Source organism: Nocardiopsis sp. TRM 82005 (genome assembly GCF_056312425.1).
Genome location: NZ_JBWDTQ010000006.1, coordinates 33,721 through 56,255, shown reverse-complemented (window position 1 = coordinate 56,255; position 22,535 = coordinate 33,721). Strand labels below are relative to the sequence as shown.

At 71.2% G+C, this 22,535-nt stretch carries 14 protein-coding genes and 1 other RNA gene; 7 read left to right on the top strand and 8 right to left on the bottom strand.

Annotation, left to right across the window (positions count from 1 at the left end):
* Positions 1-27: 27 nt before the first annotated feature.
* On the bottom strand, positions 28-2,064 hold the full coding sequence (locus tag AC0T5L_RS04845) for a S9 family peptidase (protein ID WP_476164142.1): 2,037 nt from the start codon (positions 2,062-2,064) through the stop codon (positions 28-30).
* Positions 2,065-2,352: 288 nt separating this feature from the next.
* Positions 2,353-3,372, bottom strand: coding sequence for a ferrochelatase (locus AC0T5L_RS04840; RefSeq protein WP_476164141.1), 1,020 nt, complete (start codon positions 3,370-3,372; stop codon positions 2,353-2,355).
* 144 nt (positions 3,373-3,516) lie between these two features.
* Between AC0T5L_RS04840 and AC0T5L_RS04835 the strand changes: the two genes are divergently transcribed.
* Positions 3,517-4,815, top strand: coding sequence for a D-arabinono-1,4-lactone oxidase (locus AC0T5L_RS04835; RefSeq protein WP_476164140.1), 1,299 nt, complete (start codon positions 3,517-3,519; stop codon positions 4,813-4,815).
* 78 nt (positions 4,816-4,893) lie between these two features.
* Here the strand turns inward: AC0T5L_RS04835 and AC0T5L_RS04830 are convergent, their stop codons facing one another.
* Positions 4,894-5,895, bottom strand: coding sequence for a hypothetical protein (locus AC0T5L_RS04830; RefSeq protein ID WP_476164139.1), 1,002 nt, complete (start codon positions 5,893-5,895; stop codon positions 4,894-4,896).
* A 572-nt stretch (positions 5,896-6,467) separates the two neighbouring features.
* On the opposite strand from AC0T5L_RS04830, the gene sepH reads away from it, so the two are divergent.
* Complete coding sequence (sepH, locus tag AC0T5L_RS04825; RefSeq protein ID WP_476164138.1) at positions 6,468-7,760, top strand: septation protein SepH; 1,293 nt, start codon at positions 6,468-6,470, stop codon at positions 7,758-7,760.
* Positions 7,761-7,844: 84 nt separating this feature from the next.
* Here sepH and AC0T5L_RS04820 read toward each other — a convergent pair whose 3' ends face one another.
* Together AC0T5L_RS04820 and AC0T5L_RS04815 are read right to left on the bottom strand one after the other, a co-directional pair.
* Complete coding sequence (locus AC0T5L_RS04820) at positions 7,845-9,617, bottom strand: PH domain-containing protein (RefSeq protein ID WP_476164137.1); 1,773 nt, start codon at positions 9,615-9,617, stop codon at positions 7,845-7,847.
* The gene (locus AC0T5L_RS04815) at positions 9,617-10,204 is read right to left on the bottom strand and encodes a PH domain-containing protein (protein ID WP_476164330.1); all 588 of its coding nucleotides are present in this window, start codon (positions 10,202-10,204) and stop codon (positions 9,617-9,619) included. The genes AC0T5L_RS04820 and AC0T5L_RS04815 overlap by 1 nt, the downstream gene beginning before the upstream one ends.
* A 145-nt stretch (positions 10,205-10,349) precedes the next feature.
* On the opposite strand from AC0T5L_RS04815, the gene AC0T5L_RS04810 reads away from it, so the two are divergent.
* Complete coding sequence (locus AC0T5L_RS04810) at positions 10,350-11,324, top strand: ATP-binding cassette domain-containing protein (RefSeq protein WP_476164136.1); 975 nt, start codon at positions 10,350-10,352, stop codon at positions 11,322-11,324.
* Positions 11,321-12,154, top strand: a complete 834-nt coding sequence (locus AC0T5L_RS04805) for an ABC transporter permease (RefSeq protein WP_476164135.1) — start codon at positions 11,321-11,323, stop codon at positions 12,152-12,154. The genes AC0T5L_RS04810 and AC0T5L_RS04805 overlap by 4 nt, the downstream gene beginning before the upstream one ends.
* Positions 12,155-12,271: 117 nt before the next feature.
* Here AC0T5L_RS04805 and AC0T5L_RS04800 read toward each other — a convergent pair whose 3' ends face one another.
* Positions 12,272-15,613: an AfsR/SARP family transcriptional regulator gene (locus AC0T5L_RS04800; RefSeq protein WP_476164134.1), complete on the bottom strand. Its 3,342-nt coding sequence runs from the start codon at positions 15,611-15,613 to the stop codon at positions 12,272-12,274.
* A gap of 291 nt (positions 15,614-15,904) precedes the next feature.
* Between AC0T5L_RS04800 and AC0T5L_RS04795 the strand changes: the two genes are divergently transcribed.
* The 3 genes from AC0T5L_RS04795 (at position 15,905) to AC0T5L_RS04785 (ending at position 21,615) form a co-directional block, all read left to right on the top strand.
* Positions 15,905-16,606, top strand: coding sequence for a YbhB/YbcL family Raf kinase inhibitor-like protein (locus AC0T5L_RS04795; RefSeq protein WP_476164133.1), 702 nt, complete (start codon positions 15,905-15,907; stop codon positions 16,604-16,606).
* A gap of 356 nt (positions 16,607-16,962) precedes the next feature.
* Positions 16,963-18,906, top strand: a complete 1,944-nt coding sequence (locus tag AC0T5L_RS04790) for a hypothetical protein (RefSeq protein ID WP_476164132.1) — start codon at positions 16,963-16,965, stop codon at positions 18,904-18,906.
* Positions 18,907-19,245: 339 nt separating this feature from the next.
* On the top strand, positions 19,246-21,615 hold the full coding sequence (locus AC0T5L_RS04785) for a bifunctional SulP family inorganic anion transporter/carbonic anhydrase (RefSeq protein ID WP_476164131.1): 2,370 nt from the start codon (positions 19,246-19,248) through the stop codon (positions 21,613-21,615).
* Here AC0T5L_RS04785 and AC0T5L_RS04780 read toward each other — a convergent pair.
* Both AC0T5L_RS04780 and rnpB read right to left on the bottom strand, forming a co-directional pair.
* Entirely contained in the window at positions 21,564-21,713 is a 150-nt protein-coding gene (locus AC0T5L_RS04780) for a hypothetical protein (protein ID WP_476164130.1), read from the bottom strand. The genes AC0T5L_RS04785 and AC0T5L_RS04780 overlap by 52 nt on opposite strands.
* 417 nt (positions 21,714-22,130) lie before the next feature.
* Positions 22,131-22,516, bottom strand: an RNA gene (gene rnpB / locus AC0T5L_RS04775) — RNase P RNA component class A.
* Positions 22,517-22,535: the final 19 nt, after the last annotated feature.

The window sequence follows — 22,535 nt, the reverse complement described above, 5'->3', positions numbered from 1 at the left end:
GCGGCACCCGGCCGGTTCACGGGCGGATCAGAGCAGCTCGGGCTTGCTCCATTCCTTTCCGTGCACGTGGTGGTCGAGGAAGGCGAAGACCGTCTCGTACCAGATCCGGGCGTTGCCGGGGGAGAGGATCCAGTGGTTCTCGTCCGGGAAGTACAAGAACTTGGCGTCCACCTCGTGCAGCAGCAGGTCGCGCCACAGGCGCAGCCCTTCGGAGATGGGCACCCGGTAGTCCTTGTCCCCGTGGATGACGAGCATCGGGGTACGGATGCTGTCCGCGTGCAGGTGCGGCGAGTTCAGGGTGTAGCGCTCGGGACGCTCCGTCGGCGTACCGAACTCGCGCTCCCACACCGGCGGGTAGTCGGTGGTGCCGCTGAAGGCGTCCAGGCCCCACAAGGAGGCGTGGGAGACGATGGCCCGGAACCGGTCGGTGTGTCCGGCGATCCAGTTGGCCATGTAGCCGCCGAAGGAGCCGCCCATCATGGCGGTGCGCTCGGCGTCGATGTCCTCACGCGCCTCGGCGGCGTCGGTGATGGCCATGACGTCGGCGAAGGTACGCGGCCCCCACTTGCCCCAGGCACGGCGGAGCATGTCCTGCCCGTAGCCGGTGGACAGGGCGGGATCGGGCAGCAGGACGGCATAGCCGCGTGCGGCGAGCAGCCACGGGTTCCAGCGCCAGGACCAGCCGTTGAAGCTCGAGTAGGGGCCGCCGTGGACCCAGAGCATGAGCGGGGCGGGAGAGTCGGCGGAGACCTCCTCGGGAAGCACCAGCCAGGAGCGGACGCGGGTGCCGTCGTCCGCGGTGGTCTCGACTTCGGTGAGGGTGCCGGGCATGGTCAGCTCGGACCCGGGCGTGCGCAGGTACTCGGGCTGGCCGTCGGCGGTGTCGGCGGACATGCGCACGGGCGCGGGCGGGGCGTCCCACGCATCGCGCAGCGCGTACACGTACCGGCCGTCGGGGGACGGGTTGAGGTTGCTGTAGGCACCATGGCCGCCGGTGAGGCGGGTGACCGCGCCGCCCTCCAGGTCGATCCGGAAGACGGGACGACGGCCGTTCTCGTCGGCGACGACGAACACGGCGCGGGAGTCGGCGGCCCAGGAGAGTTCGCTCGGCCACAGTTCGTGGCCGGGGAGCAGGTCGCGCCCCTGGCCGGTGGCCAGATCGACGAGCCAGGCGGTCTGGTCGCGGGGCTCGCCGTCGTAGTCGCCTTCGAAATCGCGAGTGAGCAGGACGTGGCGGCCGTCCGGGGAGACGAGCGGTCCATTGAACCCGTGGTCGGGGTCGGAGGCCAGGGTACGGCGTCCACCGGTGGCGGTGTCGATGGCCACGATGCTGGAGCGCTGGGCGCCCCGGCCGGTGGGCACCTGCCACTCGGTGATCAGCTCGGCGCCGTCGGGGGTCAGCGCGCCGCCCGCGCCCAGCAGGGCCATCCCGGCGTCGGGGGTCAGGTCTCTGAGGTCGCCGAGGCGGGAGTCGTCGTCGGCCGGCGGCGACGCGACGAGGTAGCGGGGGTGGCCGGGGCCGATGTCGCTGTCCCAGGAGCGGATGGGCAGCGCCTCGTGGAGGATGGCGGTGACTCCGGCCTCCTCCCGTGCCTTGCGGGCCTCCTTGTCCGCCTCCTCGTCCTCACTGCGCGGGAGGGTCTCGGAGGTGAGGGCGACCAGCCCGGAGTCGCGGGCGACGGTGAAGGAACCGATGCCACCGGGCCGGGAGGCGACCTGGCGGGCCTCGCCGCCGTCGGCGGGCAGCAGCCACAGGGAGGCCCCGGCCCTGTCCTCCGGCCCGGCCTCGGGGTCGGGCCGTCCGGTGGTGAACAGGACCGAGCCGTCCGGGAGGAAGCCGACGCCGCTCTCGCCCTTGGCGGAGCGGGTGAGGCGCCGGGGGGCGCGCCCGCCCTCGGCCTCGGGGACGACGTCGATCTCCCACAGGGCGCTGCGGAAGGACTTGGAGTCGGGGGCGATGCCGCTGACGGGCGCCACCAGACGGGTTCCGTCCGGCGAGAGGCGTAGTCCGTTGACACGGCGGAGTCGGACGTATTCCGGCAGTTCATACCAGGAACGAACCAAGACACATACTCCTGAACGTCGACTTGTGATCTGGGCAGACCCTATCGGGCGGCCCCTCGGGCAACCGGCTTCCCCGCCCGCTCCCGGGCGGTGTCAGCAGTGTTTACCCACCTTCCCACATGTCGACGCGGTGTGCCCTGCCCCACCTTCGGCAGGGCAGCTCCGGGTCGGTCCCGCCCATTCCAGGATGGGCCGTTCCACGCCGAAGTGGAAACCCCCTCCCCGAAGCCGTGGAGAACCCGTGCCGGACCTCGCTGCGGCCGGGGAGGCCCGGCCGCGGTCACCGCCTCAGGCCGGGCACGAGCAGTCGGTGCAGCGGGAGAGGGAGCTCAGGCGCCGGGGCCCGGTCCGGTCCGTGTACTCGCGGACCAGGTCGGTCACCATGGACACGAACGCGGGGTGCGTGCCCGGGCTGAGCGCGCGCTCATAGGCGATGCCGAGTTTCCTGGCGGTCTCGCGGGCCTCCACGTCGAGGTCGAACCTGACCTCCATGTGGTCGGAGACGAAGCCGTGGGGGATCACGACCACGGCGGGCACGTCCTCGGCGGCCAACTCCTCCATGCGGTCGTTGACGTCCGGCTCCAACCAGGGCTGGCTGGGCGGACCGCTACGGCTCTGGTAGACGAGCTCGTAGGGGTAGTCACGGTCAAGACGCTCCACCACCAGGCGCGCCACCTCGGCCAGCTGGGCACCGTAGGCGCCCTCGGGCCCGAAGCCGTGGCCGGGGCCGCCGCTGGCCTCGGCCATCGAGGTGGGGATGGAGTGCGCGGAGAAGAGCAGGCGCACGCCCTCGCGCTGCTCGGAGGTCAGGGCGTCCAGGGAGGCACGAGTGTGCTCGACCAGCGGCTCGACGAACCCGGGGTGGTCGTAGAAGGGCCGGATGAGGTCCACCTCAGGAGCGTCCTCGCCCAAAGCGGCGCGGGCCCTGGCGATGTCCTCCTCGTAGGCGGTGCGGCTCGACCAGTTGCAGTACGCGGAGGTGGGCAGCGCCAGGATCCGGCGCACACCGTCCTCCTTCATCCGGGAGAGGGTGTCGGTGAGCATCGGGGCCCAGAACCGGTTGCCCCAGTAGATCGGCAGGTCGATCCCGTTTTCGGCGAAATCGTCGGTGACCGCGGCGATCAGGTCGCGGCACTGCTGGTTGATCGGGCTCACCCCGCCGAAGAGGAAGTAGTGCTCGCCGACCTCGGCGAGCCGCTCCCGGGGGATGTTGCGTCCGCGGGTGACGTTCTCCAGGAACGGGATGACCTCGTCCTCGCCCTCCGGCCCACCGAAGGAGATCAGCAAAAACGCGTCGTAGTAGCTCATGCGCCCTATAAAACCAGCTCTCTCGCACCCGCTCGCGCGGCCTCCCGGAACCGCCTCCTGTGGTCTTGGACTCCTTCTCCTACCGGACCGCGCGCTCGATCCCCGCCTCTGGCCACACAAGTGACTGGTCGGTAATGTCACCGCATGGCAAATGTGTTGTGGCACACATGGGCGGACACCTATCGGGCCCGCCCCAGGCGTACGGCGACCCCGGGAAGCACGGAGGAGGTCGCCGCGGCGGTCTCCTCGGCCTCAGCCGGGGACCTGCGGGTCCGCATGGTCGGTACGGGACACTCCTTCACCGACGTGGCCGTCACCGACGGCCTGCTCCTGTCCCCCACCTCCCTCACCCGGGTCCGCTCGGTCGACCCGGGGGCGGGAACCGCGACCGTCGAGGCGGGCCTTCCCCTGTGCGACTTCAACGACGTGCTGGCCGGGCACGGCGCGGCCCTGACCAACATGGGCGACATCGCCGCGCAGACCATGGCGGGTGCGGTGCAGACGGGCACCCACGGCACCGGCCGGGACGCGGGCGGCCTGGCCAGCCAGGTGGTCGGTATGGAGATGGTGCTCGCCGACGGCTCGGTGGTCGAGTGCTCGGCGGAACACGAACCGGACCTGTTCCACGCGGCGCGGGTGGGCCTGGGCGCGTTCGGCGTGGTCACCGCACTGACCATGGCGGTGCGCCCGGCGTTTCGGCTGCACGCCCGGGAGGAGCCGATGCGGCTGGACGAGGTGTTGGAACGCCTGCCCGAGCTGCGCGCGGACAACGACCATTTCGAGTTCTTCTGGTTCCCGCACACCGACAACACCAACACCAAGCGCAACAACATCAGCACGGGTCCGGCCCGGCCGCTGTCGCCCTTCCGAGCGTGGCTGGACGACGAGTTCCTGTCCAACACACTCTTCGAGGGGGTCAACCGGGTGTGCCGGCGCTTCCCGGGAGCGGTACCCACGGTGAACCGAATCAGCTCGCGGGCACTGTCGGCACGCGACTACACCGACGCCTCGCACAAGGTGTTCGCCTCGGTACGCGACGTACGGTTCGTGGAGATGGAGTACGCGGTACCCGCCGAGCACCTGGTGGACGTGCTGCGCGAAGTGCGGTCCATCGTGGACGGGGGCGGGCACCGGGTGAGCTTTCCGGTGGAGGTGCGCTTCGCCCCGGCCGACGACGTATGGCTGTCCACCGCCTACGGCCGCGACACCGCCTACGTGGCGGTGCACATGTACCAGGGGACCCCGTACGAGGCCTACTTCGCCGATCTGGAGGCGGTGTTCACCTCCGTGGGAGGACGTCCGCACTGGGGCAAGATGCACACCCGCGACCGCTCCTACCTGGAAGAGGTCTATCCGAGGCTGGGCGAGGCCCTGGCGGTGCGGGACCGGGTGGACCCCGGACGCAGGTTCGGCAACGCCTACTTGGAGCGTGTCCTGGACTGACCGGTTCCTTCACGGCGGGGCGGAGCGGGGCATGCTCCCTCCGCCGGGTCGGCGGGTCCCGCGCGGGCGGGACCCGGCTCACTCCTGCGGAGGCGCGGGAGCCTCGGGCTCTGGGACGTCCCCCTCCGCCTCCTGTCCGCCGCTCCCGGGGTCGGGTGCCTGCTCACCGGAGTCCTCGGGGGCCTCGACGCCGTCGTCAGGCGGTTCGGCGGGATCGGGGGGCACCTCGGCGCCGCCGTCCTCCGTACCGTCGCCCTCCTCCGTACCGTCGCCCTCCTCCGTGGCGTCGCCGTCCTCGGGGACCTCTGTTCCGGGCGTGGGGTCGGGCCGCTGGTCGGCACCGGAAGTTCCGGAGGTACCGCCCTCCTCCTGCCGGACACCCTCCTCGAGGACGACGGGATCCTCGGACTCGCCTTCCTGGGCCGGGGGCGCGGAGGTGGTGCCACCGAACAGGGTCGGTGCGGTCGCCTCGTCCGTGCCCTGGGTCCAGGAGGTCAGCGAACGCCCGGTGAACAGTTCGAAGACCAGGATCACCAGCATGACCAGGACGAACACCGCGATGGCCGGAACAGCCAAGGAACGCCAGCCGCGACGTCCGCTTCCCCTCCGCGTACCGGACTCCGCGTCCGGACCGGCCACGGGCATGCGCACGGTACCGCCGAGGACACGGGACGCGTCGGTCCGCGTGGCGTCGGGGTCCTCGGGAAGGCTCCCGGTGCCGGTGACCTCCCGCAGCAGCGCGGTCTCGGAGATCCCCTCGGGAGCCGGGGCGACCGGCGCCCCCGGGGCGTGCGGGACCCGTGCCCCGGTGCGGCCGGCGGCTTTTCCGGCCAGTTGCCGGGCCTGCTCCCCGCTACGTGAGAACCAGTGCTGCAGCAGCGGGCTGACGAGGGTGCTGAGCGCGGCCATACCGGCGGCGCCGATGACCGTGCCGTACACGTTCAGGAAGGAGGCGGCGGTGGCCGCGGCCAGTGTCGCGGCACCAGCACCGACGACCTGGGAGGCGCTCAGGTCGATCCGCTTCCTGTCGCTCACCTCCTCCCCTTCCTCGCGGTCGTCGTGGTGTTCGGTCCGACCCATCCGGTCGTCCCCCTTCTTCGGGCGCGCACGGGCGCGACACGGGTGCCAAGAGCGGGATGGGCGTGTGGTGGTGCAGACAGCCCCACGAACCCCAGAAATCACATGTCGCCTATATGTGGACAACCAAGGCTAAGGGCGACAGGCTCCCGATAACGCCACCAAACAAGATGTATAACTCTCTGGCACACACCGGGGTGTCGATTTGCGCACTGGGGGCTCAATGTGCTTCGAGGGCAGTCCGAGATCGGAGTTTTTCCCAGGCCTGGGGTGATTCGAGGTGAGCGGGATACCATCGCAGCAGAGCCTTCGTGCGGGATCGGCGACATTCCCCCGCGATCGCTCCCGGTCGCCGAAGGGTCAGCGTGTCAAGATTGGCAGCGAAGCGACCGTGAGGGCTCCGGGTACCACCCGGGGCATCTCCCACCGTGGCACGCGCCGCGGACCGGGAGGCGGGCACACAGTTCGGACATGCCGGGCGCGGTACTGGCCGAACAGTTGTCGGCCGACCAGACTTGGAGAACACGGGGAGTGGTCGTGGGACCTATCCTCGACGGGACGCGAAAGGGAGGGCGATGCACGAGCTTCGCCTCGTGGCCGTGAGCGAGGACGGCACCTACCTGGTGCTCGCCAGCGCCGGCCGTGGAACCCGTTTCATGCTGCCCGTCGACGACCGCCTCCGCGCCGCAGTACGCGGCCAGTTCTCCCGGCTCGGCCAGTACGAGATCGAAGTGGAGAATCCGTTGCGCCCCAAGGAAATCCAGGCCCGCATCCGGTCCGGCGAGACCGCGGAGGCCATCTCCGAGATCTCCGGTATACCGATCGAGCGGGTCCGATGGTTCGAAGGTCCCGTCCTCCAGGAGCGCGAGTACATCGCCCAGCAGGCCCAGCGCGCCAGCGTGCGCGCGTACGGCGATGCCGTTCCCGGGCCCTCCCTGGAGGAACTGGTCACCAAGCGGATCGGCGCGCACCAACTGGAGACCGGTGACGCGGTGTGGGACTCGTGGAAGCGCGAGGACCGCTCGTGGCAGCTCAAGCTCGTTTTCCTGTACCGCGGTGAGGAGCGCGTCGCCCACTGGCTGTACGAGCCCAGACACAACAGCGTGGCCCCCGCCGACGAGGAGGCCGCCCAGTTCTCCTCACCCGACCCCGAACCCGTGCCCTCCCCCGGCGCCAACGTGACGCCCTTCGCCCCGCGCCGCGCCGAAGCCGCCACCGACCTGCCCCGTCTCGACGCGCAGTCAGCCGCCGAGCGCCGCCCCGGCCACGCCGCTCCACGGCGCCCGTCCTTCGACACCCCCTCGAACGAACCGCTGCGTTCGGCGCCGGTGTCGCGCACCGAGACCGACCGGTTCGACGGGGCTGGCCCCGCACCCGCCGAACACCGCTCACCGGAGCGGGAACGGCTCACCGAACCGCCAATGGAGCGGGAGCGGCGCGCCGAACCGCCAATGGAGCGCACCACCGAGCGTCCGGCGCCCCGGCCCGAGCCCGCCGACCAGCGCCGCCAGCGCCCCGAGCCCGAGCGGCGGCCCGACCCCATGGAGCGGCCTCGCCGCCCCGAGTACCGTTCCGCACCGGACTGGCCGGTGGAGGCCCGTCCCGCGCGGCCCGCGGAACCCGAAGCCGCACCGCCCGCCGCCGAGGGCCCGGCACAACCGCGTCCAGCGCCCCGCCGACGGGCCACCATCGACCTCAATGACACCGGCACCCCGCGCCGTGCCGCCGACCAGCCGCCCGCGGCCGCGGTTCCGGCCGCCGCCAACGGGGGCCCCGACCACTCCGCGCCCAAGCGCAAGGGCCGCGGCCGCCGCGCCTCGGTGCCCTCTTGGGACGAGATCATGTTCGGTTCCAAGAAGGACGACTAGGACGAACAGGGAGTGTTCCACGGAGCATGCCCGACTCGAGGAGGGGCGGGCGCCCCCCGGGGGGGCCCCCCCCCCTTCCGTGTGTCAGCCCTGCTTCGGGCCTCGGTCCTTCGGTGTGGACGGCTCTGCGTCGGCCAGGAACGGGCGCACCATCTCGGGGGTGACACGCGCGGCGAAGGCCACCGATCCCGCCAGCGAGGCATCCTGTGCGGTGTAGCCGCCCGTACCCGCGCCGACCGTGACCTGGAGGTCGGCCAGGGACGAGCGGCGCTGGAAGAGCGTCTGCGTCCAGGACCAGCCGATCACCGCCGAGCGCTCCACCGTCGCCTGGCTCCGGCGCAGGGAGCCCGAGCGCACGCTCACAAGCTCACCGTCGTAGCCGTGGCCCAGGGAGCGGTACCGGTCCACACCCAGAACGGCGCCCAGCGCGGCCAGGACCCCGGCCACCCAGGCCAGCCACACCACGTCCATGGCCAGGGCGGCTCCCAGGACCAGTACGAACGGCCCCACGGAACGTGTCAGGCGGCGGTACAGGGCAGCGCGCGGATGACGGTCCAAACGCCCCTGGTACAGGGTCAGCGCCCGGTCCACGACCGCCTCGACCCTCGCCCGGCGGCCGATCGGCAGCAGTACCGCGCGGTTGGCGGTGTCGCCCAGCCCGGTGACGATGGCACGCAGCCGTACCGCGCCGCGCGTGCGTTCGAGCGGATTGTCCAGGAGCTCGTACCCGCGGACGCGGCGCTTCTCCAGCGTCACGCTGCGGCGCGTGAACAGACCCCGTTCGGCGACCAGGGAGCCGTCGCGCCCCTTGAGGGTGAAGCCCCAGTGGGTGAGGGAGTAGGAGACCACGGCGAACACCGGCATCAGCAGCACCAGTGCGCCGGCGAAGGTCACCCCGGCGATCATCAGGAACCCGCGGTCGGAGCCGGTCACCCAGTCCATGAAGTAGTCGGCGGCCAGTTCACCCGCCGCCTGCTGGACCATGCCGAAGAGGGTGGCCAGGACCGCGAAGGGCGTGAGCAGATAGCCCAGGCTCAACACCCCGTACAGGTACCACGAGCGCGGCATGGTGAAGTAGGTGGCGGTGTCGTCCTGCGGGGCCTCCCTCGGGGCGCCTCCGTGCCCCTCTTCGGCGCCCGTTCCCGTGTCCTCCTCGGAGGGCGCCTCAGCCGTCCCACGGCTCTCACCGGTGAGCACCGCCCTGCGGTGCAGCAGCACCCGCCGCAGACGCTCCGCCTCAGCCGTGTCCACGGCGTCGAGTTTGCCGTCCTCGGTGGCGCCCGCCGACCCCGCGGCGGCCTCGATGCGGACCACGGCCACGCCCAGCAGCCGGTGCAGCAGGGAGCTGGTGACGTCCACACCGCGTACCCGCTCCAGCGGGATGGTGCGCTGGGAGCGGCGAACGAGTCCCCGGCGGATCTCCAACCGGTCCCCGGCGACCTCGTAGCGGGTCGTCTTCCAAGCGACGAGACCGCCCACGAGCAGGGCCACGACGGTCGCGCCCGTGGCGGCCAGCACCCAGGCGTTGAACCCGCCGAGCACCAGGCCCACGGCGATCGGCAGCAGGAGGCCCTTGAGCTGGTTGACGGGTCCGACGACCAGGCTGCGGGGGCTGAGCCGACGGGCGCGTTCGGTTCCCGAAAGGGTGGCACCGCCCTGCTCCGGACCACCCGCCTCCTGTACGCCCCACCAGTCGCGGGGTGGGCCGGACCGCTCGCCCGTGTCCATCGGCGCCTCGGGCCGCGGGCCCTCCTCCGCGGGGGCACGGTCCGGTGTCCCGTGGGCGTTACCGGGCGCGACCCAGCCGCCGGGGCCTGGGCTGTCCGGACGTTCGTGGTTCTCGTCGTGTCCGTTCATCAGGTCGCGTCGTCCCGCAGTGCTCCGGCGCGCACGGCCAGCTCCTCGCTCAGGCGGCGGGCCTCCTCCGCGCCCAGGCCCTCGATCGTGGACGATCCGGCGTAGGAGGCGGTCTGCACCTCCAGCGTCGCCACGCCGAACACGCGTTCAAGCCACCCCTGTGTGTGGTCGACCGTCTGCAACCGGTTGACCGGGACCAGCTGCCAGGAGCGGTTGATCCAACCCGCCCGGGTGTAGATGACGTCGTCGGCCACCTCCCAGCGGTGTACCCGGTAGCGCCAGGAGGGCACGATCGCCACCTTGAGCAGGGCGTACACCGTGTAGGCGACCGGCAGCAACCACGCGTTGTCCCGCGCCCACGCCGGGACCCACGCCCAGCCCAGCGACGAGGCTCCCCAGGCGATCACGAGGAACAGGACAAGGGTGAACACGCTGGCGAACAGCAGCCGGACGGTCCACACTCCGATCGCGCGTCCGCTCACGCGGCGCAGCGGCGGGCGTAGTCGTGCGCTCCTCCCCGTACCGGGTCCGGGTGGTTCCGGCGCCCCTCCGGGGGTGGGGGCGGCGTCGTGCGGCGGGGTGTTCATCACCCACCCGAGTCTAGGGCGTTGGCCCTCGAAAATCTTTCCACGGGATCGGGGAGCGTTCCGTACCAGTGCACAAGGTTTTGTCAGCGTTCTGTCAGACCGGTTCGTCACACTTGATGACAGACGTTGAAATCATGGAGGGCTGATGACTGACGCCATACGCGCGGAGGGTCTGGTCAAACAGTTCAAGGGCAACCGAGCCCTGGACGGCGTGGACCTGACCGCCAGGGCGGGGGCTGTACTGGGCGTCCTGGGACCCAACGGATCCGGGAAGACCACGACGGTTCGCATCCTGGCAACCCTGCTGCGCCCCGACCAGGGGCGCGCCGAGGTCGGCGGGTTCGACGTGGTGCGTCAGCCCCACGAGGTGCGCCGCCTGATCGGACTGACCGGGCAGTACGCGGCGGTCGACGCGGACCTGACCGGAACCCAGAACCTGGTGCTCATCGCCCGGCTGCTGGGGTTCGACCGGTCCGGCGCCCGGGCCCGCTCCGCGGAGCTGTTGGAGCGCTTCGACCTCACCGACGCCGCCGACCGCCCCGCCAAGACCTACTCGGGGGGTATGCGCCGACGGCTGGACCTGGCCGCGAGCCTGGTCGGCCGCCCGGCACTGCTCTACCTGGACGAGCCGACCACCGGCCTGGACCCGCACAGCCGCAACGGCCTGTGGGACGTGGTACGCGGGCTGGCCGAGGACGGGGTGACCGTCCTGCTCACCACCCAGTACCTGGAGGAGGCCGACCAGCTGGCCGACGACCTCATGGTCCTCGACCACGGCCGGGTGATCAGCAAGGGCACACCCGAGGAGCTGAAGAACCAGGCGGGCGACCATGTGCTGGAGATGCGCACCGTCGATGCCGGGCAGCTGTCGCTGGCCACCAGGATCATCGAGGCGGTCACCAGTACGCCTGCCTCCTCCGACGGCCTGCTCGCCAGCGTCCCGGTCACCGACTCGGGGGTCCTGCCGGAGGTGGTGCGCCGCCTGGACGAGCAGGGTGTGGCGGTCGCCGAGCTGTCACTGCGCAAACCCAGCCTGGACGAGGTGTTCCTCGCCCTGACCGGGCACACCGCCGAGGAGGAGAGCACGGACAAGACCGCGAAGGAGGAAACCCGGGCATGAGCACCGTAACGACACGGACAGCGTCGGTCCACTCGGGGAAGGCATCCGTGACTCCTGAGCGGATCAGTCCGCTGAACACCGCGCGGAACGGTCTACAGCTGGCCTGGCGCAGCATCCTGAAGATCAAGGCCAACCCCGAAGAGGTCCTGGGGTTGATGTTGCAGCCGGTCATGTTCGTGACCCTGTTCGTCTTCGTCTTCGGACAGGCGATGATGGGCGACTGGCAGACCTACCGGGACTTCCTGATGCCCGGAATCATCGCCCAGTCGGTCATCTTCGCCACGCTGGGCACGGGCTTCTCCCTGAGCCAGGACGTGGAGAAGGGCATCTTCGACCGGTTCCGGTCACTGCCCATCGCCCGTTCGGCCCCGCTGACAGGTGCGATCCTCGGCGACCTGGCCCGGTACACGATCACCGTGGTGATGGTGCTGCTGGTGGGTATGGTCATCGGCTTCCGCCCCGAGGGCGGCGTGGTCGGCGTGGTCGTGGCCGCCGCCCTGGTGCTGCTGTTCGCCTTCGCGCTCTGCTGGATGTCGGCATTCGTCGGCATGATCGTTCGCACCCCGATGGCGGTGCAGGCGTTCGGGATGATCCTGATGTTCCCGCTCACCTTCAGCAGTTCGGCGTTCGTCGCTCCGGAGGACATGCCCAGCTGGCTACAGGCGGTGGCCTCGAACAACCCGGTCACCCACGTCGTGGACGCCATGCGCGCCCTGATGCTGGGCACGGGTGAGGCCGCCGGTCCGGTGGTGTGGACCGTGGTGTGGGCCGCGATCATCACCGCGATCTTCTTCCCACTGGCCGTGTGGGCCTACCGGCGCCGTACCTGAGCCGGTCGGCGGACCGCCGGCACCGCGCCGCCCCGGGCTCCCGCCTGAGGCGGCGCGGTCGTCCGCGTCCGCGCACGCCAAAGACCGCGGAAGCGACGTCCCGGACGCTCCTTCGGCTCAGAGGCGCCAGTTCTCCCTGCGGGGCTCGGTGTCAGGGACGATCGGTGCCAACCACTCGTCCACGAGCCGGCAGGCCTGGTCGACGCCGTTGGCCCGCGCCCCGGCGACCAGGCGGGTGTACTTCTCCTCACCCAGTTCGCGGCACGCGCGCTCCCGAGCCCGCACCACGAACGGGGTGGCGGTGTCGGGCACGCCGCGGAGCGTCTCGGAGTAGCCCAGCAGCAGGGCCGTCCGGCGCGGTTCCCGCTCTGCCAGCATCGCGGCGAACACGTCCAGGATCTCGGCGCGCATCGGGCCCAGCCCGTTGACGGCCAGCCACCACGCGTGCCCGGCCTCCCGCCACGCCTTCTCCGTGTCGCCGGACATCCAGAAGACGGTCGCGTACATCACCCGCCAGGCCGCCTCGATATAGGCCGGGGAGAACCCGCCCAGACCAGCCAGGTCGGCCCCGGCCCGGTCCAGGACCTCGCGGGCTTCTTCCAGTTCGCCCGCCTCGCGCAGCCACTGGGCCTCGCTCAGCCGCAGCAGCACCATGTGTTCCCTCTCGACCGGCCATCCGAAGTCGAACAGCTCGTGCAGGTCGCGACGGGCCGCCTCCAGCTCGCCGAGGTCGATGAGGACCTGGGCGCGACGGACCCGGAACATCGCCGCCATCCCGCGCAGCGCCGCTTCCTCGGCCATGCGCACCCCCTCGGTGAGGAGCTCGCGGCAGCGCTTGAGGTCGCCGAACCGGTGCACGTCCACCGCCTGGGCGAGCGCCTGGCACTCACCCCAGGTGTCACCGCACGCACGGAACTCCTCCAGAGCGGCGGTCACCCTCTCCATGGACCGCCCGATGCGCCCGGAGACGGTGTCGAGCAGGGACAGGAGCAGCTGCACCATGGCGCGCATCCACGGATCCGGTTGGTCCGTCGCCGTGACGAGACGGTCGTAGGTGGCACCCGTCCTGCCCTCGACCAGTGCCCTGTAGACCAGGCCGTACACCATCATGTGGTGCTCCTCGGCCCACTCCCCCGACTCCTCCAGGACGCTCTCGATCCGGTGCATGCCCTCCAGCACATCCGTCTGGTTGGTGGTCCTGTCGGCGGACCGGTGGAACAGGCAGCTGGCGTAGGCGACGGCGCGCCCCTCCGGCACCTCGTCGCCGACCATGTCCAGGACGGCCTCGGACCAACGGCTGATCTGGCGCCAGGTCCCGCCCAGGGTCCAGTACCACTGGGTGTACTCGACCAGGTCCAGGCCGAGCGCGGTGTCACGGCGGTCGACGGCCCAGCGCACGGCCGCGCCACAGTTGTCGGCCTCGGCGTCCAGGCGAGCGAGCAGCTCCCGCTGTCGTGGACCGCGCAGCAGCGGATCGGCCCACCGCCACAGGTCGCGGACGTGACGGGCGTGCGCGTCGCGGACGCGGTCCTCCTCCCCGCTGCGCTCCAGGCGCTCGGCGGCGTAGGCGCGCACGGTCTCCAGCTGCCGGTAGCGGGGCGGCATGTCGTCCCGGGGCGGGTTCTCGGCGATCACCAGGGACTTGTCGACCAGGGCGAACAGGACCGCCCACGCGTCGTGTCCGCCGATCTCGCCCTCGGTGCCGGGGTCGGCGCAGACGCGTTCGACGGCCTCCAGGGTGGCACCTTTGACGAAGACCGACAGGCGGCGCAGCAGACGGCGCTCGGGTTCGTCGAGCAGGTCCCAGCTCCAGTCGACGACGGCGCGCAGAGTGCGGTGACGCGGCAGCGCCAAGCGGGTGCCGCCGGTGAGGAGGCGGAAGCGGTCGCAGAGCCGTTCGGCGAGCTGGCCGGCGCTCATGGAGCGCAGGCGAGCGGCGGCCAGTTCCAGGGCCAGCGGCATGCCGTCCAGCTCACGTGTGAGGCGCACGACGTGGGCGACGTTGTCGGGGGTGACGTGAAAGCCCGGCCGGACGGCGGCGGCGCGTTCGACGAACAGGGTGACCGAAGGATAGGTGGCGGCCCGCTCGGCGGTGGCGCCCTCCGGCGGCAGGGCCAGGGAGGGAACGGTCATGAGCTGCTCACCGGGCACGCCCAAGGGCTCGCGCGAGGTGGCCAGGATCCGCAGGCGCGGGCACTGGGCGAGCAGCGGGGCCACAGCGCGGGCGACGTCCTCCACGAGGTGCTCGCAGTTGTCCAGGACGATGAGGGCGGGGTGGCCGCCGACGAAGGAGACGACTCGCTCCAGGGGCGGGGCGGGGGCGGCACTGGTGGAGCGCGTCTGGATCATGGCGTGCTCGCGCAGCCCCAGCGCGTCGGCCAGGGCCTGGGAGATGTCCGCCGCCGTCCTGGTGGCGAGTTCGACGAACCATCCGCCGCGGGTGAGCAGGTGCGGTGCGCGGGCGGCCAGGGCGGAGGCGCTCTCGATCGCCAGCCGGGTCTTGCCCGCCCCACCGGGACCCAGCAGAGTGACCAGGCGCCCGCGGGTGAGCAGGTCCACGGCGGCGTCCACCTCGGCTTCACGCGCCACGAAGCTGGTCAGGGTGTCGGGCAGCCGCAGGGGCGGGAGCTGGGTGGACGTGCCGGTGGAACCGGTGGAACCGGTCTTCCCCGGAGAGGGCGGCGCACCGGCCTGGGGGGACGGCTCCCCGGAGTGGGGGGCATCGAGTTCACCGCGCAACAGCCTCAAGTGCAGGTCCCGCAACCGGGGTGAGGGGTCCAGGCCCAGTTCGTCGGCGAGATGGGCCCGGAAGCGGTCGTAGGCGGCCAGCGCGTCGGCGGTACGACCGGTGGCGGCGAGGGCCCGCATGAGGAGCCCCAGAGGGCGCTCGCGGTGCGGGTCACGTCTGGCCAGGGCCTCTGCCTCGGGCAGGACCTCGGTGTACCGTCCCAGATCGTTCAGGGCCCACAGGTGGTCCTCCAGGGCAGCGCGGCGGGTTTCCGACAGACGCAGCGCGGTGTCCTCCGCCAGACCGTGCGCGGTCAGATCGGACAGGGCCGGCCCCCGCCACAGGGCGAGTGCCTCTTCCAGGTCTCTGGCGGCGTCGGCGGGCCTCCCCGCGGTGAGACGGGTCCGTCCCCGTCTGGCCAGGGTCTCGAACCGGACCAGGTCCACCTGGCCAGGGGCGACGGTCAGCCGGTATCCGGAGGCGTCGCCGTCGATCACGGCCTCCCCGCCCAGTGCGCGGCGCAGGCGGGAGACCAGGGCCTGCAAGGCGTTGCCCGCGGCCAGGGGAGGGTTGTCCCCCCAGATGGCGTCGGTGAGCTCCTCGGTGGTGACACGCTGGCCGGGACGGAGCAGGAGGAGGGAGAGCAGGGTGCGCAGGCGCGCGCCGCCGATGGTGACGGGCCGCCCGGTCGCGTCGTGGACCAGAAGGGGCCCCAGGATGGAGAACCGCACCATCCCATGATTACCGATCGTACGAACGAACGCTCGTGGTTAAACGTCCCCTGGCTCCCGCTTCTCTCCCGGCTGAACAGAGCGGGGTGCCTCGCGGAGGCCCGCGAAGCGGAGACGGCAGACCGAACGCTCGCCTGGCCACAGTAGGGTTCGCTCTGGAACGTGTTGACGGCGCCCGTGGCGGTGCCCGCGCGTTCCTCCGCCGAACCCAGCGCCGGGTGTCCCCCGAGCGCCGCGTCGGTGTCACAGCGAGTTGCGCCTCCACGGCCCGAAAGTCCAGCAGGAGTCCCATTGTTCCCGGCCCTCACCTTCCCCCGGATCACCGGTGCGCCGCGTACGGCCCACATGTCCCCCGGTACACGCGCGGGCGCGGTGGCGGCGGGGGCCGCACTGGTCCTGACCACGGGCTGCGGCATCCTCTCCCCCGGCCAGAACGGTGACATGCCCGACGACATCAACGTCACCAGCCCGCTGATGCAGGAGGGCCAGCCGCTTCCCGCCGCCTATGCCTGCGACGGCGCCAGCGAGGAGGCGGAGAACGGCGACAGCGGTGAGACGGGCGATGGCGGCGGGCAGGAGGGAACCGGCGGGGATGGCGGGGACGGTGCCGAGGACGGCGAAGGGGATCAGAAGGCGTACTCACCGCCGCTGAGCTGGTCGGGGCTGCCCGACGAGGCGGGATCGATCGCGCTGGTGGTGGACGAGCCGCAGGAGGCTCAGGTGTTCTGGATGGTCTACGACCTGGACCCGCAGCTGGTCGAACTGCGCCAGAACACCGTTCCCGCCGACGCCAAGCAGGGCCAGAACAGCGCCGGAGAGCCCACCTACAGCGCGCCCTGCCCTGAGCCCGAGCAGACCTACGAGTACCGGTTCACCGTGTACGCGCTCGAGAGCCCGCTGGGTCTGCCGGAGGGCGCCTCGCTGAGCGCGTCCCTGGAGGCGATCGCCGACCAGGCCGTCGCCAGGGGAACCCTGGTCACAAACAACAGGTGAAATAGGTCATAATTAGCTTTTCACCTCGACCAGAACCAGGATGATCCGACGACTCCGGGGTCACGGGGATTCTCCGAGGAAGCTCCCTTCTCCCTCTGCACACAGCGCATGACAACGCATACAGTGGGCTTGTGCCCTTCGCCCCCGTTTCAGATGACCGATATCCGTCCACTCGCCGCGCGGCGCCCTGACCCGGAACCGCACCGGCCCGCCTGCGACCCCCCGCCAACGCAGGCCGGACACGCCGGACTACCGCGGAACCAGGCGGTCACCGCCTCCCTCCGGCCGGTCCCCGCCAGGCCGGTCCGCCGGTGCGATCCGGGCGCGGCTGACCTCCCCAAGGTAGTGCGTACAACATGACCGTAACCGTCATCATCATCATCGCCGTCATCGTCGTCCTCGCCGTGCTCCTGCTCCTGTTGCTGGGTATGCGCGCACTGAGTATCGGCTCCCGTGAGGACGACTACGACGACGAGTACGAGGACTACGACGAGGGCGCCGACGAGCAGCCACGGGGCCGTGGCCGTGATCGGGGCGACGAGGAACCGGCGCCTCGGGGGCGCGCCCGCCGTGCGCGCCCGAGCGGTGGCGGCAGAGCGGAACGGCGCCCCATGGGCAGGCGCAAACGCGAAGAGGACTGGGACGACGACCACGACTCCCTGTCCGACAACGACTTCTGGTCCAGCCTGAGCGAGGACGGGCCGGCACAGCGCTCCTCGGGCCCCCCGGAGGAGCGCGGGGGGAGGACCCCCGACGTCACCGACTACGAGTACGAGGACGACTACGACGACGGGGGGTACGAGGACTACGACGACGAGGAGTCGGGACCGCCCGGAACCACCACGATCATGCCCGCGGCCAGGGGCGGAGGCACCGGGCCCTCCGCAGACCTGGCGATGCTGGCCAGCCTCGGCCAGAACAGCCCCCCTCCTGCCCCCGAGGAGCAGGAGCGCCAGGCGCCCGAGCCGGGACGCCACGGGCAGGGCTCCTATGGTGGGCACGCCCTGCCCCCGAAGCAGGAGGAGCACTCCGAACGCCCCGCTCCGGCCCCGACCCAGCAGGCCCCGCCCACGCACGGGCTCCCTCAGTCGCCGCAGCCCGCCGCACCGGCGGCCTCGGCCCTCGACGACCCCCTTGGTTCGGCTTCGTGGTCGCCCGGCTCCTCCCACTCTCCCCCGCACAGCGACCCGCTGGGGGCACCTTCCGGCTCACACGGCCCGTTCGGCGGCCGCTCGCCCCACGAGAGCGGGGCGATGAGCCGCTCGGACTACCCGGGGCTCCCGGGCGGGCCGGAGCGCCCTTCCGCCAACGATCCCCTCGCCCCCGACTTTCGTCCCTCGACGCCGGCACCGGAGGCGAATGTGGACTCGCCGATATGGTCCAGCCTGGACACCGGCGCGCACCAGCGCTCGGACCTGGGCTTCGGCGGCGGGCAGAGCAGCCTGGGCGCAGCACCGGGCTCCGGCACGGGCGGTTCGCTCCCACGCCCCTACGGTGAGGCCTCCGATCCGTTGACCGGGGGTTACCGGTCGTTCTCGGAGCCCTCCTACGACCCCGGCACATACCAGCGCTCCCCCTACGACAGCAGCACCCACACCCGAGGAGACCTCGGTACACCAGGACCGGGACGGCCGGAATTCGACACCGGCAACCACACCCGACCGGCCTACAACACCGACTCCTTCAACCGCAACGACTACGACCCCGGCACATACCAGCGCTCCCCCTACGACAGCAGCACCCACACCCGAGGGGCCTACCAGGACCCCGACCCGCCGCTGTGGGGCGGCCAGGAGAGCGGCGGAGCGTTCGGGGCACCCGGTGGCCCCGGTGGGATGAGCGGACCCAACACCCCGGTGACCGGTGTGCCCTCACCGTTCAACCAGGGGCCCGTGGACCGGTCCGGCCCCCCGTACTCCCCCGGTGGGCCCGCGTTCCCCGGTGAGGCGCAGAGCCCTCCGTACGGCTCCTATCCCCCGGACGGCTATCCCGCCGCGCAGGCCCGCGGGAACGTGCCCCCGGGCTACGGCGGCTACCCGGGTCCGAGTGACCGCTTCGGACCCCCGGCTGCCGGACCCGGCGACGGTTACTCCGACGTCCTGGGCGGCTACCCGTCCAATGTCCAACCGCAGCGGCCCGAGTACGGCGGCTACCCCGGTGAGGGCTGGCGGCCCGCTGACGAGGGCCTCCGCCCCGACGTCCCGCAGGCCCCTGGGCAGTACCCGACCGAGCCCTACGACCAGCGCGGATACGACCAGGAGTACTACGAGGGCGGCTACAAGGACGGCCGCTTCTTGTGACCGTTCCAGACATTTGTAACGCACGGTAGTGAGCTTCCCCGGGCGCACCCCGAGGGAGGTCACCACTTCACACCCCTGAGGCGATGAGAGAAACCCATCACCTCAGGGGTTTCTTCTGTCCAGGTTTGCCCTGGAGACCCGTGAAAACAGGAAAATGGTTACCAAAACCACAACAGTCTGTAACACTGCACGCTCAGGATTCACTACAATAAGTGACTGGGAAGGCACCCTCGGAGATCCCCCGCCTTCTTGCGCCTCCACGCACATCCCCCGGCCCGAACACCGTCGTCCCCGTGCGCCCACGCATCACCTGCCTGGTCCAACCCGAACGGAGTAACCATGCGCAACGACGCCCAGGGATTCACACCCGAGAGGCCGCCCGCCAGCGCGGCCGCACCCGGGGCCCGTATCGACCGCAGAGGGGTCGCCGCCGACGTCGGCGCCTCACTCGTGGTCTTCCTGGTCGCCGTCCCCCTGTCCCTGGGGATCGCCGTCGCCTCAGGCGCCCCGCTCATCGCCGGAATCATCGCCGCCGTCGTCGGCGGCATCGTCGCAGGACTCTTCGGTGGGTCGATGGTCCAGGTCAGCGGTCCCGCCGCCGGTCTGACCATCATCGTCGCCGACCTGATCATGACCCACGGCTGGCGGGTCACCTGCCTGATCACCCTGCTGGCCGGACTGGTCCAGCTCGCTCTGGGCGCCTTCCGCATCGCCCGGGCCGCCCTGGCCGTCTCCCCCGCGGTCGTGCACGGAATGCTCGCCGGGGTCGGGGTCACCATCGCCCTGGCCCAGCTGCACGTGGTCCTGGGAGGGGAACCGCAGAGCTCGGCACTGGCCAACATCACCGACCTGCCCAACCAGATCGCGCACAACCACACCCCGGCGGCCGCGGTCGGTGTCATCACCATCGCGATCATGTTCGCCTGGAACAAGCTGCCCTCCCTGGGACGGCTGCGGCCCTCCACGGTGCCCGCCGCGCTGGTGGCGGTGGGCACCGCGACCGTCATCGCCACCATGAGCGGCTGGCAGATGGAGACCGTCGCCCTGCCAAACTCCTTCGCCGACGCCTGGAACGGCCCGATGCTGCCCGAGACCGGACAGTGGCACGACGTGGCCCTGGGCGTGGCCGCCGTGGCCATGGTCGCCAGCGTCGAGTCACTGCTCGCCGCGATCGCCGTGGACCGGATGCACAGCGGACGCCGGGTCATGCTCAACCGTGAGCTGTGCGGGCAGGGCGCGGCCAACACCGTCAGCGGCGCACTGGGCGGGCTGCCGGTGGCCGGCGTGATCGTGCGCAGCACCGCCAACGTGCGCGCGGGGGGCCGTACCCCGGCCTCGACCGTCCTGCACGGGGTATGGATCCTGCTGTTCGTCGCGCTGTTCGCGAACGTGGTCGAACTGATCCCGATGCCCGTGCTGGCCGCGCTGTTGGTGTTCATCGGCGTGCAGATGGTCTCGGTCGCCCGCCTGCGCGACCTGCGCCGCCACCACGAGGGCAGCGTCTACCTGGTAACCCTGCTCGGCGTGGTCTTCCTGGGCCTGCTGGAAGGGGTGTCCATCGGTTTCGCGCTGGCCATGATCGTGTCCCTGCGCAGGCTCACCAAGTTGACGGTGACCACCGAGGAGCGCGCGGACCGCGTGCACATCACCGTGCACGGTTCACTCACCTTCCTGGGCGTGCCCCGGCTCGCGCACGTGCTGCGCACCGTCCCCGGGGGCGCGCAGGTCGACCTGGACCTGCACGTGGACTTCATGGACCACGCCGCCTTCGAGGCCATCCACGCCTGGCGTGTGGACCACGAGCGCACCGGCGGCAGCGTCGACATCGACGAGGTGCACGAGAAGTGGTACGCACGCAGCTCCACGCGTTCGGCGCCCGCGGCCAAGACCGCGCCCGGAGGGCTGGCCCGCGGGTGGGCCCCGTGGGACATGCGCGGCGACGCCGGCCGGGAGGTCAACCCGTTGGGTCTGCTGGCCGCCGGCGCCCGTGAATACCACTCCAGCACAGCCGACAGGATGCGGTCGGTGATGAGCCGCCTGTCGCATGGCCAGTACCCGACCGCACTGTTCATCACCTGCGCCGACTCACGGGTGGTGCCGAACCTGATCACCGCGAGTGGGCCAGGCGACCTGTTCACCATGCGCAACCTCGGCAACCTCGTACCGCCGCGGGGAGCCCCGGGCGACGGGTCGGTGGGCGCGGCGATCGAGTACGCGGTGAACGTCCTACGGGTGCCGTCGATCGTGGTGTGCGGCCACTCGCACTGCGGGGCGATGAAGGCGCTGCTGGAGAAGGCTCACCTGGAGTCGGGTGAGGCGGGGACCTCGCACATGTGCCGGTGGCTGGCCAACGGCTCGGGGAGCCTGGTACGCGCGGGTGAGGAGACCGGCGCTCTGGCGGGACTGCCCGCCGCCGAGGCGCTGCGCCGCCTGGCCCAGGCCAACGTGGAGGAGCAGATCGGCAACCTCATGGGCTACCCGGTGGTGCGCGAACGGGTGGAGTCGGGCGAGCTGGAGCTGTCAGGGATGTACTACGACCTGGAGACGGCGAGGGTGCACCTTCTGGACGCCGAGACGGGTGAGTTCGCGCCCGTGCAGGGCGTCCAGGACGTGGACGAGCCGGTGCCCCACCCGAGGCCGGATGCGGGCGACGCGGGTCAGCTACTGAACGAGTCGTCGTCGGGCGCGTCGTCACGCCCGTCCTGCTGAACACCTGATGCCTGGTAGGAGGCGAGCAGGATGATCACCACGATGGCCAGGAGCGGCAGGCCGAAGAGAGCCACCCAGAAGGCGGTGGAGTCGAACAAGAGTCACCCATTCCCGTGAACGCGGACACCCCCGTGGGCCGGCGACCCCGGACGTCGGCCCACGGGCGTACACGCTCCGGAACTCGCCCGGGGTAGGGAGCGCAGGAGCCAATCTATCGGTGCACGAGGGCAGGAAGCCATCACCGCCGGGCTGTAGGAACGTAGCCCCGGGGTGTGCCGCGTCCCGGGGCCGTGCCCGCCCGACCGTGTGCTCGACGGGTCTTCCCGGAAGGGGCGTCCCGGTCTGGAGTCCGCCCCCGGCCACGGGGAGGACCGGTAAGGCCCGTTCCCCGACGACGAGGACATCGGGTACGGAGCGAGCGACGTGCTCCTGTGCTCGGGCTGATCCGCCGGAGCAAACAGGGAACGAACACGGCCGGGTCTCGCTCGCCGCATCGCAGGTCAAAGGCTTGGAGGAGGGGGAGTCGGCCGATAAGCCGGATTATGTCGATCCCGAGGGACCGGGCGATCATCCATCTGGGACCGCCGTTGCCGACGGCCTCGGTGCGGTCTACCCGCGGACTCGGGCGGGCCGCCCTCGAACATCCGCGCAGGAACCCTGAGGCTCCCTTTTTGACCTTGCTCCGGGTGGGGTTTACCAAGCCGGCCGGATCACTCCGGCCGCTGGTGGTCTCTTACACCACCGTTTCACCCTTACCACCGCAAGCGGTGGCGGTCTGCTTTCTGTGGCACTGTCCCGCGGGTCGCCCCGGGTCGGTGTTACCGACCACCCTGCCCTGTGGAGTCCGGACTTTCCTCGAACCCGCGCACCTGGCGCGGTCCGCGACCGCCTGGCCGACTCCCCTCATTCCCCATACTACG